Genomic DNA, 13498 nt, shown 5'->3' with positions numbered 1-13498 from the left:
CGCCGCAGCCATGGTCAAGATTTAGCTGTAGGCCTGCATCGGCGGGCAAGAGCAAACCAGGTTACGGTCGCCAGCGACATTGTCGATGCGCGAAACGGGAGGCCAATATTTCGGATTGTCCTCGCTTTCGCCAGCCGGGAGGCTTGCCTCGCTGCGGCTGTAGGGATGTGACCAGTTGTCGGCCAGAACATCACCGGCTGGATGCGGTGCATTGACCAGCGGATTATCGTCCTTTGGCCACTCACCGCTCGCTACTTTTGCCGCCTCGTTGGCAATGGCAATCATCGCATCGCAGAACCGGTCGATCTCACGCTTCGATTCCGACTCGGTCGGCTCGACCATCAGCGTTCCAGCAATCGGCCAGGACATGGTCGGCGCGTGAAACCCATAGTCGATGAGCCGTTTGGCAATGTCTTCGACATTGATCCCGGCGCTTTCCTTCAACACCCGAGTATCGAGGATACACTCATGCGCCACACGGCCATTACGACCCTGGAATAGCACGGGATAGGTATCCTTCAGCCGTTCGGCAATGTAATTGGCATTGAGGATCGCCATTTCCGTGGCACGCTTCAATCCGTCGCCGCCCATCATGCGGATATACATCCAGGTGATAGGCAGGATCGACGCACTGCCGAATGGTGCAGCCGACACCGCGTGCCCTGAACCGTTAGCGACATGCCCAGGCAGGAATGGTGCCAAGTGCTTTTTGACACCGATTGGCCCTACACCCGGCCCCCCTCCGCCATGCGGAATGCAGAAGGTCTTGTGCAGGTTCATATGGCAAACGTCGGCACCGATATCGCCGGGACGGGCCAGACCAACCAGCGCATTGAGGTTGGCGCCATCGAAATAAACCTGTCCGCCATGGCCGTGGATAACCGCGCAAATATCTTTCACGCCCTCCTCGAACACACCGTGCGTCGAGGGATAGGTGATCATCAGCGCCGCGAGATTTTCGCTGTGCTTCTCGGCTTTGGCCTTCAGATCGTCGAGATCGATATCACCCGCGTCTTCGCAGGCAACGACGACCACGCGCATGCCCGCCATGTGCGCGCTGGCCGGGTTGGTGCCATGTGCGGATTCCGGAATGAGGCAAACATCGCGATGATCGTCGCCGCGGTCGAGATGATAGCGGCGGATGGCCAGCAAGCCCGCATATTCGCCTTGACTGCCTGCATTCGGCTGCAGGGATACCGCATCGAATCCGGTAATCTCGGACAGCCACGCTTCAAGATCATCCGTCAGCGATTTATAGCCGAGCGCGTGATCGGATGGCGCAAAGGGGTGCACATTGGCAACGCTCTGCCAGCTGACGGGCAGCATTTCAGCTGCGGCGTTGAGCTTCATCGTACAAGAGCCCAGCGGGATCATGGCTCGGTCAAGTGCCAGATCCTTGTCGGCAAGCCGGCGCAGGAAGCGCATCATCTCGGTTTCGGAACGCTGCTGATGAAACACGGCCTGGGTCATGAACCCTTCAGCTGGCCGGGTGCTTGGCAGCTTTACGCCGGGATCATTCGGCAGGCTTGCACCGAACAGCGCTGCAAGTGCGCTGAGGTCCCCGTCCGTTGTCGTCTCGTCAACGGTAATGCCAAGCCGGTCCTGATCAATGACCCGGAGCAAGCGCCCGCCCTTTTCGGCAGCGTCAGCAATGGAAGTCGCCCTGCCGGGGACGGCGACCGTTATCGTATCGAAGAAGCGTTCGCCGCCAAGCTTAAGGCCGGCAGCCTCAAGTCCCGCCGCAAGACGCGCAGCTCTTGCATGAACTTGGGCTGCGATAGCCTGAAGTCCCTGCGGGCCATGCCAGATGGCGAAGGACACCGCCATATTGGCAAGCAGTGCCTGCGCGGTACAGATATTCGATGTCGCCTTGTCGCGGCGGATATGCTGTTCGCGAGTCTGCAGCGCAAGGCGGTAGCCCGGCCGTCCCTTGCTGTCTACTGACTGGCCAACCAGACGTCCCGGGATAAGCCGGGTAAGATTATCGCTCACTGCGAGATATGCTGCGTGCGGTCCACCATAGCCGATCGGAACGCCGAAACGCTGCATGGAACCAGCAGCGACATCCGCGCCAAGCGAAGCGGGGGAAGCTGTGATTGTCAGTGCGAGGGGGTCGGCGACTGCAATAACCAGGGCGCCGGCCGCTTTTGCAGCCTTGATGATCGCCGAATGATCGCCATAGACGCCATAGGTGTCAGGCCACGGCACGATGATCGCCGCGACGCTGGCATCGATCTCGCCGCCGTTCACGCTCATGCCAAGAGGCTCGGCGCGGGTCCTGACCACGTCGAGAATCTGCGGATGTACCTCTCCGGCAAGCACGATACGGTCGCGCTTTTCGCGATGATGACGATAGGCGATGCCAACGGCTTCCGCCACAGCGGTCGCCTCGTCCAGCAGCGATGCGGATGCAACCGGCAAGCCTGTCAGTTCTGTAACCAATGTCTGGAAATGGAACAGCAGCTCCAGCCGTCCCTGACTTATCTCTGACTGGTAGGGCGTATAAGCCGTGTACCACGCGGGGTTTTCAAAAAGATTGCGCTGGATGACCGCAGGTACGTGCGTGCCGTGATAGCCCTGCCCGATGAAGCTCTTATGGATCTTGTTCTGACCCATCTTGAGGCTAAGTTCTGCCAGTGCTTCCGCCTCATTGGCAGCTTCGGGAATGTTCAGCGGCCGTTCCAGACGAATGGATTTCGGTACAGCCTGTGAAATCAGGGTTTCCAGCGAGGGAATGCCTAGTGCCGCCAGCATTGCGCGCGAGCCCTGTATGCTCGGGCCGATATGGCGGTCGGAAAAAGGAAAAATGCTTTTATTCATGATCGATCAACCAATAATCGCTTTGTAACCGGCTTCGTCGAGCAAACCGGTCAACTGGTCCGTGTCGGACAATTTCATCTTCCATAGCCAACCATCGCCGGTTGCCGAAGAATTGACCAGCGCGGGATCGCTTGCCGTCGCTTCGTTGACTTCAGTCACTTCGCCGTCCAGCGGCGCATAGACATCCGAAGCCGCCTTGACCGATTCCACCACAACAGCGGCATCGCCCTTCGACAGGGATTGACCGACATCCGGCAATTGAACGAAGACGAGATCGCCGAGTTGGTCCTGCGCATGGTCGGTAATACCGACGGTGGCGATGCCGTCCTCGACGCGGACCCATTCGTGATCTTCGGTAAAATAAGTGGCTGCCATCTGAATTATCCTTTGTGATAGCGGTGTGGAGTGAAGGGAAGTGAATGAACGTGGAGTGCAATGCGGTTACCGCGCACTTCAGCGAAAACCTGGGTACCGATGGGAGCGAAATCCTTGCCGACATAGCCCATCGCAACAGGAAAGCCTGCCGAGGGCCCGAAACCGCCCGATGTCACCACACCGACCGCATTGCCGTGGATATCGACCAGAATGGAATCAGACCGAACCGGCTGGCGGCTATCGGGTTTCAGACCTACACGTTTTCGTGCCGCGCCCTTGGTGATCTTGTCGAGCAGAGCTTTGGCACCGATGAACCCGGCCTTTTCGCGCACTGGCTTGGTGATCGCCCAGGTAAGACCCGCATCGACGGGATCAATCTCGGGCGTGATGTCCTGGCCATGCAGGCAGAGGCCGGCCTCCACTCGCAGACTGTCGCGCGCAGCAAGCCCGACCCACGCCACGCGTTCGTCTGCAAGGAGCACGGTCGCGAGTTCGCGCGCTTCATCTGCTGGCAGGCCGATCTCGAAACCGTCCTCGCCCGTATAGCCCGAGCGGCTCATGAACCAGCCAGGCTTGGGCTCGAAGCCATGCATGAACGCAAGCTCTGTTCCGGGAACTCCGGCCACGCGCAGCACATCCACCGCCTGCGGTCCCTGAATAGCGAGGAACACGCAATCGAGCGCGTCGATCCTGCAATCAAAGCCCTTCGCAACGTCGCGCAAATGCGCTTCGTCAGCGGCTGCATTGCCGGCATTGGCGACGACCATGAAATGGTCTTCGCTGAGCCTCGTGACAATCAGATCATCGAGAATGCCCGCCTGCTCGTTGAGGAAGAATGTATATTTGGATTGCCCTGTCGCCAGCGTATCTGCGCCCAACGGGCAAATATGGGATAGCAGCGCCGCTGCTCCAGGTCCTGCAATATCAAACAGCTGCATGTGCGAGATATCGAACAGCCCGGCTTTCTCGCGTGTATGCAGATGCTCTTTCATCACCCCCAATGGATAAGTGATTGGCATGGACCAGCCTGCAAACCCGCCAAAGCGCGCACCGGCGGCTTTATGCAGATCATCAAGCGGCAATGATTTCAGGTTTTTTTCAGCGCCCATTTTTACTCCAGAGTCGTGCAAAGATCCCCGCCACAAGGACGGACCGTTTCTTTGCCCCTCTGTCGGAAGCCTGAGAGACTCGCGCAGCTTAGGACTTGCGTCCGGCTGCACTTACACCTTCGGCGCGAGGTTTCCCTCGACTTTCCAGAGTTGTCTTATCCTTTTGCGGTTCTTGCTACCTGAGAGATTTCGGGCGATTTCCCCTTCGGTGGACCTGCACATCGCTGTGCAAAGACACTCTCCCGCAAATTGACAGGGCCCTTGATTCTACAATCGAAGACCCTCGACGAAGCAGACCATATCGCACCGCACAAGCGCTGTCACCGCCCAATCCGCTGATTTGACGCTTTGTGGACAGAAATTGTCGAGGGCAGGATATACATTACGCACTCCGGGCCACCAGCTTTAGCGCAGGTTCTTTCTCCCGTGTCAGCGCCATGACGCCGAGCGACTGTCCCCTGCCCTTCAGCGCATGCTGGCCGAGATATTCAGCTTTGATGTCGCCGGCAAATTCCAAGCGTTTCGCCAGATCGCTCGAAATCAATATCGGCACACCGAGTGTACGGCTCAGGCCTTCCAGACGTGCTGTCGTATTCACGGTATCGCCAAAATAAGCGATCTTGTGGTGATCCACTCCGACCTCCGCGGTGACAATGGGCCCGCCATGCAGAGCTATGCGCAGACGCGGTACTCGACCGAATTTCTGCAGCCATTTGTCGGCGTCGGCCTCGATCGCGTCGACGATCGCGAACGCACACTTCACGCAATTATCTTGTCTCAGTCCGCGCGCCATCGGCCAGGTTATAATCGCCGCATCACCGACATAATCGTCAATGGTGCCTCGATACTGTCGCACGGGTTTGGCAATAGCCGTAAACAATGCACTAAGAAACTGTTGCGCGCGTAGGTCCCCGAATTCCTCGGCAAAAGACGTAGATCCGACAAGATCGATGAACAGGAACACTCGCTCTTCTTCGATGGGTTTGCGGTACCGGCCAAGAAGCAGACTGGCGAAGACGTCTCGGCCGAGCAGTTCGCGGACGCGGGTGACAAAACTGAGGATCAGCGATACCCCGATTGTGTAAAGCAAGATATCCGCCGGCAAAATGACGGCTTCCTGCCAAGTTATAGCCTTCAGACGCCCCAGGGACCAAAGCAGACCACCGCAGGCCGCGAAAGCCACGCTGACCATCAAATAGAAAACGAGAAGGGAGAAAATAATATAGGCCGGGGTCGAAAGAGATGTAACCCAGGCGTTCAGACGCGGCAGCAGCAGTCCCCGCTCAAAGGCAATGACCGGAACACAGACAAACAGCGCAAAAACGGCCCCAATCAGCGACCAGTCATCATAGAATATCGCGCCATAAATCACGCCGCTTACGGCGATAGCGCACAAAACGAATATCCAGAAGCCGAAGGAATATCTGTTCATGATACCAGCATTGTGAACATTGAAGCTTTCCGAATAATTATTGCACGGTATTTCTGTCTGTCATTCGTCCGGCGAGACGGCAGATTTCAGGCAGCTGCCTGCGACACTTTGACAGAAAACGCCCGCATTGCTATCTATCCGCCCCGCCGCTGCCCATCTTGCCGCTGACTCATAGTCGGCCAACTGCAAATTGAAGGACCGTGACGATGCCCGATACCGCCCAACCGCCGAAAGGTACCGCCATCGAGGCGCGGGGCCTCAGCAAATATTTTGGCGATGTCCGTGCTGTCGATGGTATTGATCTTGATGTGCCGCGCGGCATGATATTCGGCATTCTAGGCCCGAATGGTGCGGGCAAGACAACCTTGCTGCGTATGCTGGCGACATTGCTTCCCCCCGATGCCGGTTCGGCAAAGGTACTGGGTTTTGATCTCAAGCAGTCTCCGCACGAGATACGCGGTTCCATCGCCATGACCGGGCAGTTTGCCTCGCTTGACGAAGATCTGACGGGACGTGAAAACCTGATCCTGCTAGCGCGGCTGTGGGGATTTCGCGGTCAAGCCGCAAAGCAGCGGGCAGACGATCTTCTCACCGCCTTCGATCTTGCAGATGCCTCCGCCAAACAGGTCAAGGATTATTCCGGCGGCATGCGGCGCCGGCTGGATATCGCAGCCTCGCTCGTGGTTACGCCGGGCGTCTTGTTCCTCGACGAGCCGACGACCGGGCTCGACCCCATGGCGCGCAAGAGCGTCTGGCGCATGATCCGCTCGCTCTCCGAGGCAGGCGTAACCATTCTTCTCACGACGCAATACCTGGAGGAAGCCGACCAGCTTGCCGCGCGCATCGCCGTGATCGATCACGGCAAGAAAATCGCGGAAGGTACGAGCCGCGAGCTCAAGGCGGCTACGGGGTCGGGCTTCCTGCATCTGACATTGGTCGATGCAGCAGGTATCGCGGAAGCCGAACGTCTGCTGGAGGAAATAACCGGCAGCAAGGCGCAACGCAGTTCTGAAGGCGCGGCGCTGTCACTGATGGTTGATACGCCCCAGAACGCCAATCGGGGTCTGGCCGCACTGATCGCCGCAAATATTGAACTTGCCGATTTCTCGATGGGCGCGCCCAGCCTCGACGAGGTGTTCTTCGCTTTGACCGGGCACATCACCGAAAGCCAGCCTTCTCCGGGAGAAGCATGATGGATAACGAAACCGCAACAACTTCGCTCATCTACGCTACCCGTCCGCCGCAGCCTTCGGCGGTGTCCAATGCGCTCGTTTTCGGTTGGCGTGCCGTGCTCAAGTTCAAACATATTCCAGAACAGCTCTTCGACCTGGTCATGACGCCGATCATGTTCACCCTGTTGTTCACCTTCGTGTTCGGCGGTGCGCTTTCAGGTTCTACAGCGGCCTATCTGCAATATTTTCTGCCCGGCATTCTGGTGCAGACCGTGGTGTTCAATTCGATGTACTCCGGCATGGGGCTGAGCACCGATCTCGGCAAGGGTCTGTTCGACCGGTTCCGTTCACTGCCGATCTGGTCGCTGTCACCTTTCGCCGGGCTGATGGTGGGCGACATCCTGCGCCATCTGATCGCGTCGCTGCTTATCCTGTTCATTGGCGTCCTCCTCGGCTACAGGCCGGAAGGCGGCATCATAGGCGTCGTCGAAGCGCTCCTCCTGCTAGTGGTGATCGGGTTTGGGTTCGGCTGGATATTCCTGGTGCTCGGGCTGGTCATGCGCACGCCCAGCACCGTTATGACCATGGCCTTTACCGGCATCATGCCCTTGGTTTTCGCCTCCAACATCATGGTAGACCCTGCAACAATGCCAGGCTGGTTGAGGGTCTTCGTCGATGTCAATCCGGTGTCGCTGATGACGACTGCCATGCGCGGTCTGATGGCCGGAAATGTCACCGCCGCCCAGCTGGGCGCAGCACTTATAGCCCCAATATTGCTGACTGTCGTGCTCGCACCGCTGACATTGTATCTCTATCGCCGCAAGTAAGCGGAGAACGAGTATGAGCCGACTGAAAATTCGTCAGCGCGTGGCGAAAATGGTGATTTTCGAGCCCCGAAGCGGAGTGTACTTTTGGGTACATGAGCATCGGAGCGGAGAAAATCGCCATTTGCAGCCCGCGCTGGCGGATTTATTCGCCGTAGGGAACCCAGATGTTTTTGACCTGCACCGCGCGTCGCAGATAGTCTCTGCCCTGCCCTTGAGCACTGAGCCAATCGCGTTGGCGTCCATTATTGACCCATGTCGCCTTGAGGTTCCCGCACGACGCTTTCTCTACCATCGTGCTTCCCTCCTTCGAGCCGACGTACCACATCGCATCGACCTCATCGTGCTCGGCCAATGTCCTGGCCAGAACATCGCGTTCGCCGGTAACGATGTTGACCACACCCCCTGGAACATCCGAAGTGTCTAGCACCTGGTAGAGGTTGGCGGCGATCAAAGGATGGCGGGTCGACGGGACGGCGATCACGCGGTTGCCCATGGCGATCGCCGGCAATACCAGCGATACGAACGACAGCAGCGGCAATTCGTCGGGGCATACGATACCCATGACACCCCAAGGCTCGTTCATCGCCAATGTCACATGGCGTGATTTGGTCGAGTGAACCGCGCCATCATATTTGTCTGCCTGGGCGGCATAATAAAAGATGCGGCGGAGAGCGACGGCAAACTCCTCGGCTGCGACCTTGGCGGACACGCCGGTGCTTGTCTCCAGCAGTTCCTCGAATTCGGCCTGACGCGCGCTCAGGTTTTCGCCGAGATAATACAGCACCTGCGCGCGATTATGCGCCGTCGCGCCACCCCATGCGCCGGCTTTGGCCGCCGCCTCGACGGCGTTGCGAATGTCCTTGCGGTTGCCGAGTCCGGCCTGGCCAATGATTTGTCCACCCTTGCCCATCACCGAATAGCTGTAGCCGCCATCGGGACGTGCCTGCTTGCCGCCCACATAATTCTTCGCCGTGCGGTCGATTGTGCCTGTAGCCGCGATCTTGGCGTCGCCGTCCGGTGTCGCCGATGGCTTGAACGCTGGTTCGGCCTTGGCCAGAGGCAGGCGTTTTTCCCAATCGGCCGTCAGATACTCGTAGAGCCCCTCGCGGCCACCTTCACGGCCAAAACCACTTTCGCGGTAACCGCCGAAACCGGCGCCGGCATCGAGCAGGTTGGTCGAGTTGATCCAGACGACACCGGCCTTGACACGAGCAGCCATATCGAGCGCAAGATTGATATTCTCCGACCAGATTGATGCGGCAAGCCCGTACCTGGTGTTGTTCGCCAGAGCAATGGCCTCATCCGGCGTGCGGAAGGTGGTCGCCGTGGCGACTGGACCAAAGATTTCGACTTCGCAGACCGTCGACGCCGGCTCGACATCGGTGAAGAAGCCGGGGGCGAAGTAGCTGCCCTTGGCCGGTAGTTTCACGGGTGCCTGCCACAACGTGCCGCCCTCAACCTTGCCCTGCTCGACCAGTGCCGAAACGCGTTTCAACTGCCCTGCCGAGACAAGCGCGCCGATATCCATGGTCTTGTCCAGCGGATCGCCGACGCGCAGCGTCTCCATGCGCTTGCGCAGTTTGTTGTAGAAACGGTCTGCAATGCCTTCCTGCACGAGGATTCGCGATCCGGCGCAGCAGACTTCGCCCTGGTTGAACCAGATGGCATCGACCACGCCTTCCACCGCCCCGTCCATATCCGCATCTTCGAAGACGATGAACGGCGACTTGCCGCCGAGCTCCAGCGACAGCTTTTTCTCCGAGCCGGCAATCTGTTCGCGGATGATGCGGCCAACTTCGGTCGAACCAGTAAACGCGACCTTGTCGATATCCTCGTGGCCGCAAATCAGTGCGCCGGTTGAACCATCGCCATGCACGATATTGACAACACCGGCAGGCAGGCCGACCTCATGGCAGATCTCTGCAAAGGCGATTGCTGTCAGCGGCGTCAATTCCGCCGGCTTGAGGACGACCGTGTTACCGGCCGCCAACGCCGGAGCGATCTTCCACGCCAGCATCAACAGCGGGAAATTCCACGGAATCACCTGCCCGCACACGCCGACCGGAGAGAAGCCCTCGAACTCGGTCTCGACCATCTCGGCCCAGCCGGCATGGTGGTAAAAATGCCGGGCAACAAGCGGGATATCGATGTCGCGTGTCTCGCGGATGGGCTTGCCATTGTCCATGGTCTCGAGCACCGAGAAGAACCGCTCTCGCTTCTGGATATGGCGAGCGATGGCATAAAGATATTTCGCGCGCTCATGGCCCGGCAATTTGGACCACTTGCCGAAGGCGGCACGTGCGGCCTTGACAGCAGCGTCGACATCCTCGGCCGTGCCGTTGGCAACCTTCGCCAGCACTTTTTCGTTGGCCGGATTGATCACTGCGAAGGTCTTGAGACCTTCACTGCCAGTAAATTTGCCATTGATGAAATGACCGAAGCCCTTTTTGTTGGCATCGAGCCATGCCTGAACGTCACTATTGCTCTCCGGAGCTGGGCCATATTCCATGGTGCGAAGGATGTCCTTGATCTGTCCCATGATTTTGTTCCTTAAGCGAGGGCGTGGCGCGAAGACGCGGCGTAGCGGCCCGTCACGTAATGTTCCAGCTGCCGTTCGATATCGCCAAGCATCGAACTCGCACCGAGACGGAATAGATCCGGCTGCATCCACGGCAGCCCAAGTTCTTCCTTCATCAGGATCAGCCAGTTCATGGCATCCTTGGCGGTCTTCATGCCGCCTGCCGGCTTGAAGCCGACTGTCTGGCCTGACAATTCGCCATAGTCGCGCAAGGCGCGCAGCATGATCAGGCTGACTGGAAGCGTGGCATTCACTTCCTCCTTGCCCGTCGATGTCTTGATGAAATCGGCGCCGGCCTGCATCGCAACCATCGAAGCGCGATAGACATTGCGCAGCGTGTTAAGGTCGCCGGTGGCCAGGATCGCCTTCAGATGTGCATCGCCTGCCGCTTCCCGCATCTGCGCGATCTCATCGTACAGCGCTGACCAGTTCTGGGTTAGCACGTGTTCGCGCGTGATAACGATGTCGATTTCAGCGGCCCCCTCACCCACAGCATAGTGGATCTCGGCAAGGCGCTGCGGCAGCGGCGTGAGGCCAGCCGGGAAACCAGTTGCCACCGAGGCCACAGGTATGCCGGACCCCTGCAATGCCTTCACCGCATGCGGCACCATTGTCGGATAGACGCAAACAGCACCAGTCGTGATGTTCGCATCGGCCAGGCCGAGGGCCTCGAGGATATCCTCCCGCACGGGACGCCTTGCCTTGGCGCAAAGCCGATGGACGCGACCCGCCGTGTCGTCGCCGGCAAGCGTGGTCAGATCGATGCAGGTGATCGCCTTTATCAGCCAAGCCGCCTGATATTCCTTCTTCACTGTCCGGCGCGTCGTCAGCGTCGCAGCGCGGCGCTCCGTGGCCGAGCGGTTGACAGCTATATCGTCAAACCAGTCAAGCGCGAGCCTGGTGCCGGCGTTGCGCGCTAGGGAATGCTGGACTGCCAAGTCCGTCCCCTTTGATACCAAAATATCCTGGCGGTTCATGCGCGATCCTTCCTGTGATCGACACGGCAATTTGTCGCCTCACGCGTGTCAGACACCATTTTGATTTTCCAATGCATAGAGTGCCGTTGCTTCGTCCGTGATGATGACCGACACATAGCCCGCTTTCAACGCTGCAACGGCGACCCGGTGCTTTTCTTCACCCGCAACCACGCCGATGGCTCGCTGCTTGGTCTTCAGATGTTCGAGCCGCATGCCGACGGTGCGGTCGTCGATAGCCTCATCGATTATTCTGCCGTTCTCATCGACAAACCGCCCAAGTATGTCGCCAACGGCGCCCGCATCCTTCAGCCTGTCCATATCGGCCTCATCAAGATAGCCGTTGCTGAGCAGTACCGACTGATGGTTGATGCCGCCCATGCTGAAGCAGACAACATCCGCCTGCGTGGCAAGTTTTAATACACGCTCGATGATCGGGTCTTCTTCCAGCACCTCGCGTGTACTTTTCTTGCCGACGATTGCCGGCACTGGCAGCAAGGTCGCGATCCCGTTGGCGGCGCGGGCAAATTCTTCCGCAACAGCGCTTGAATGCGTCGACGTCGAGCGCAGATTGGTCGCGCCATTGACCAGCACAACATGCACGCCCGGGTTCCAGTTGCCCGGCAAAAATCGCGCAACGGCAGACATGGTGCGGCCCCAGGAAACGCCAATCAGTTCACATTTCGGCGTGAGCCCGGCAAGATAGATCGCCGCGGCCTGCGCCACGCTTTCGGTCAATAGCGCAGAATCCGTCATGTCCCCGGAGGCAACAACAATTGCATCTTTGAGGCGATATTGCTGCTGCAATCGCACTTCGAGATCGGTCCTGCGCTTGGCCCTTGGAGTAATCTCGATACGAACCACACCGAGCTCCCTCGCCTCGGTCAGCAGCCTGCCGATCTGCCACCGGGTCAAGCCGAGTTCAGCCGCGATATCGCCCTGCGTCCATTCGAGGTCATAATAAAGCTTGGCGACGCGCACCATCAAATGTTCGCGCTGCTCGTCGGAAGGAAGCCTGTTCGATGATTGGAGGCGAATTTCATTCATAGCTGGGTCACACCTCCCTTCACGCAAGATTTAAGAACCAACAAATGCAGATTTATTGCTCTTTTGTGAATTCGTACTCCCGGACACGATTGGAGTCAATGACGGTTTCACGCGGCTTAGCCAATGATCAATCGTTTGCACTTGCTTCTCAGACTTCGTCACCACTATTCTCCGCACCGTCCTTCAAGCGAGAATCCCATGAACTCCCTGATCACACCTGAACGAATTGCCGAGATAGAGCGGTTGATCCGTCCGCATATCCGTCACACACCAACCTTGCGCGTCGACATGATTGATTTCGGGCTTGCACCGCGTCCGGTCGATCTCAAGCTGGAATATTTGCAGCACTCAGGCTCGTTCAAGGCGCGCGGTGCTTTCACCAATCTCCTGACCCGTTCCATTCCGGAGGCTGGTGTCGTGGCGGCGTCCGGCGGAAATCACGGCGCCGCAGTCGCCTACGCCGCGATGCGTCTGGGCGTACCCGCAACGATCTTCGTTCCGGGCGTCACCTCCCCGGCCAAGGCTGATCGCATCCGCGGCTATGGCGCAGCTCTCGTCATCGGCGGCGATCGCTACGCCGACGCCTTGGCCGCGAGTGAGAAATTTGTCGAAGAGAACGGCGCCCTGGCCGTCCATGCCTATGACCAACCCGAGACGCTGCTCGGTCAGGGCACTCTCGGTGCCGAGATCGAAGCTGATCTTCCCGATATAACGACACTCTTGGTTGCGGTTGGCGGCGGTGGACTGATTGGCGGCATCGCTGCATGGTTCAAAGGCCGGGTGAGAGTCGTTGCCGTTGAACCGGAGGGCTCGCCGACCCTTCATATGGCGCTTGAGGCCGGTCAGCCTGTCGATGCGCCAGCGGAAGGTATTGCCGCCGATTCGCTGGCTCCGAAACAGGTAGGCAAACTGATGTTTCCGATCGCCCAGGCTTTCGTCGACCGCTCGGTGCTGGTTTCGGATGATGACATCCGCGCGGCACAGCAGGCTCTCTGGGACAAGATACGCATTGTTGCCGAACCCGGTGGCGCTGCTGCCTTCGCCGCTATCTTATCCGGCAAGTATGTTCCGGCACCAGATGAGCGGGTGGCCGTTCTCATCTGCGGTGCGAATACAACGGCTGTGAAGTTCGACTGAGGATTTTCGGTTGTCTGAGGAACCGCA

At 58.7% G+C, this 13498-nt stretch carries 10 protein-coding genes and 1 riboswitch; of the genes, 3 read left to right on the top strand and 7 right to left on the bottom strand.

Going from position 1 to position 13498, the window contains the following annotated elements:
* Nucleotides 1-21: 21 nt before the first annotated feature.
* The 4 genes from gcvP to LB462_RS03820 form a co-directional block, all read right to left on the bottom strand.
* A complete protein-coding gene (gcvP, locus tag LB462_RS03835; RefSeq protein ID WP_224506357.1) occupies nucleotides 22-2823 on the bottom strand; it encodes an aminomethyl-transferring glycine dehydrogenase in 2802 nt (933 codons plus the stop codon).
* Between the two features lie 3 nt (nucleotides 2824-2826).
* Nucleotides 2827-3195: a glycine cleavage system protein GcvH gene (gene gcvH, locus LB462_RS03830; protein ID WP_112532235.1), complete on the bottom strand. Its 369-nt coding sequence runs from the start codon at nucleotides 3193-3195 to the stop codon at nucleotides 2827-2829.
* A gap of 5 nt (nucleotides 3196-3200) precedes the next feature.
* Nucleotides 3201-4304, bottom strand: coding sequence for a glycine cleavage system aminomethyltransferase GcvT (gene gcvT, locus LB462_RS03825; protein ID WP_224506052.1), 1104 nt, complete (start codon nucleotides 4302-4304; stop codon nucleotides 3201-3203).
* Nucleotides 4305-4460: 156 nt separating this feature from the next.
* Nucleotides 4461-4559: riboswitch (glycine riboswitch) on the bottom strand.
* A 127-nt stretch (nucleotides 4560-4686) separates the two neighbouring features.
* Complete coding sequence (locus tag LB462_RS03820; RefSeq protein WP_224506051.1) at nucleotides 4687-5736, bottom strand: adenylate/guanylate cyclase domain-containing protein; 1050 nt, start codon at nucleotides 5734-5736, stop codon at nucleotides 4687-4689.
* 206 nt (nucleotides 5737-5942) lie between these two features.
* Here LB462_RS03820 and LB462_RS03815 point away from each other — a divergent pair, with 206 nt between their 5' ends.
* Complete coding sequence (locus LB462_RS03815) at nucleotides 5943-6929, top strand: ATP-binding cassette domain-containing protein (RefSeq protein ID WP_224506050.1); 987 nt, start codon at nucleotides 5943-5945, stop codon at nucleotides 6927-6929.
* Nucleotides 6929-7735: an ABC transporter permease gene (locus tag LB462_RS03810; RefSeq protein ID WP_224506356.1), complete on the top strand. Its 807-nt coding sequence runs from the start codon at nucleotides 6929-6931 to the stop codon at nucleotides 7733-7735. The genes LB462_RS03815 and LB462_RS03810 overlap by 1 nt, the downstream gene beginning before the upstream one ends.
* A 142-nt stretch (nucleotides 7736-7877) precedes the next feature.
* On the opposite strand, the gene LB462_RS03805 is transcribed toward LB462_RS03810, so the two are convergent.
* From LB462_RS03805 to LB462_RS03795, 3 genes are read right to left on the bottom strand one after another with little or no spacing between them, the layout of a single operon-like run.
* Complete coding sequence (locus LB462_RS03805) at nucleotides 7878-10274, bottom strand: aldehyde dehydrogenase family protein (protein WP_224506049.1); 2397 nt, start codon at nucleotides 10272-10274, stop codon at nucleotides 7878-7880.
* Nucleotides 10275-10285: 11 nt separating this feature from the next.
* Nucleotides 10286-11290, bottom strand: a complete 1005-nt coding sequence (gene deoC, locus LB462_RS03800; RefSeq protein WP_224506048.1) for a deoxyribose-phosphate aldolase — start codon at nucleotides 11288-11290, stop codon at nucleotides 10286-10288.
* A 48-nt stretch (nucleotides 11291-11338) separates the two neighbouring features.
* Entirely contained in the window at nucleotides 11339-12334 is a 996-nt protein-coding gene (locus tag LB462_RS03795) for a sugar-binding transcriptional regulator (protein ID WP_224506047.1), read from the bottom strand.
* A 198-nt stretch (nucleotides 12335-12532) separates the two neighbouring features.
* On the opposite strand from LB462_RS03795, the gene LB462_RS03790 reads away from it, so the two are divergent.
* Nucleotides 12533-13471 (top strand): threonine/serine dehydratase, encoded by a 939-nt coding sequence (locus tag LB462_RS03790; RefSeq protein WP_224506046.1) that lies wholly within the window; start codon nucleotides 12533-12535, stop codon nucleotides 13469-13471.
* Nucleotides 13472-13498: the final 27 nt, after the last annotated feature.

Origin of the sequence: Phyllobacterium chamaecytisi (assembly GCF_020164455.1) — a bacterium.
GTDB lineage: Bacteria > Pseudomonadota > Alphaproteobacteria > Rhizobiales > Rhizobiaceae > Phyllobacterium > Phyllobacterium chamaecytisi.
This window is presented reverse-complemented; position numbering and strand designations above follow the sequence as displayed.

Bases quoted from the DNA above. Each gene is read 5' to 3' on its own strand.
- gcvH (WP_112532235.1), bottom strand. From the start codon at position 3,195: ATGGCAGCCACTTATTTTACCGAAGATCACGAATGGGTCCGCGTCGAG.
- gcvT (WP_224506052.1), bottom strand. From the start codon at position 4,304: ATGGGCGCTGAAAAAAACCTGAAATCATTGCCGCTTGATGATCTGCAT.
- LB462_RS03795 (WP_224506047.1), bottom strand. From the start codon at position 12,334: ATGAATGAAATTCGCCTCCAATCATCGAACAGGCTTCCTTCCGACGAG.
- LB462_RS03820 (WP_224506051.1), bottom strand. From the start codon at position 5,736: ATGAACAGATATTCCTTCGGCTTCTGGATATTCGTTTTGTGCGCTATC.
- deoC (WP_224506048.1), bottom strand. From the start codon at position 11,290: ATGAACCGCCAGGATATTTTGGTATCAAAGGGGACGGACTTGGCAGTC.
- LB462_RS03810 (WP_224506356.1), top strand. From the start codon at position 6,929: ATGGATAACGAAACCGCAACAACTTCGCTCATCTACGCTACCCGTCCG.
- LB462_RS03815 (WP_224506050.1), top strand. From the start codon at position 5,943: ATGCCCGATACCGCCCAACCGCCGAAAGGTACCGCCATCGAGGCGCGG.
- LB462_RS03805 (WP_224506049.1), bottom strand. From the start codon at position 10,274: ATGGGACAGATCAAGGACATCCTTCGCACCATGGAATATGGCCCAGCT.
- LB462_RS03790 (WP_224506046.1), top strand. From the start codon at position 12,533: ATGAACTCCCTGATCACACCTGAACGAATTGCCGAGATAGAGCGGTTG.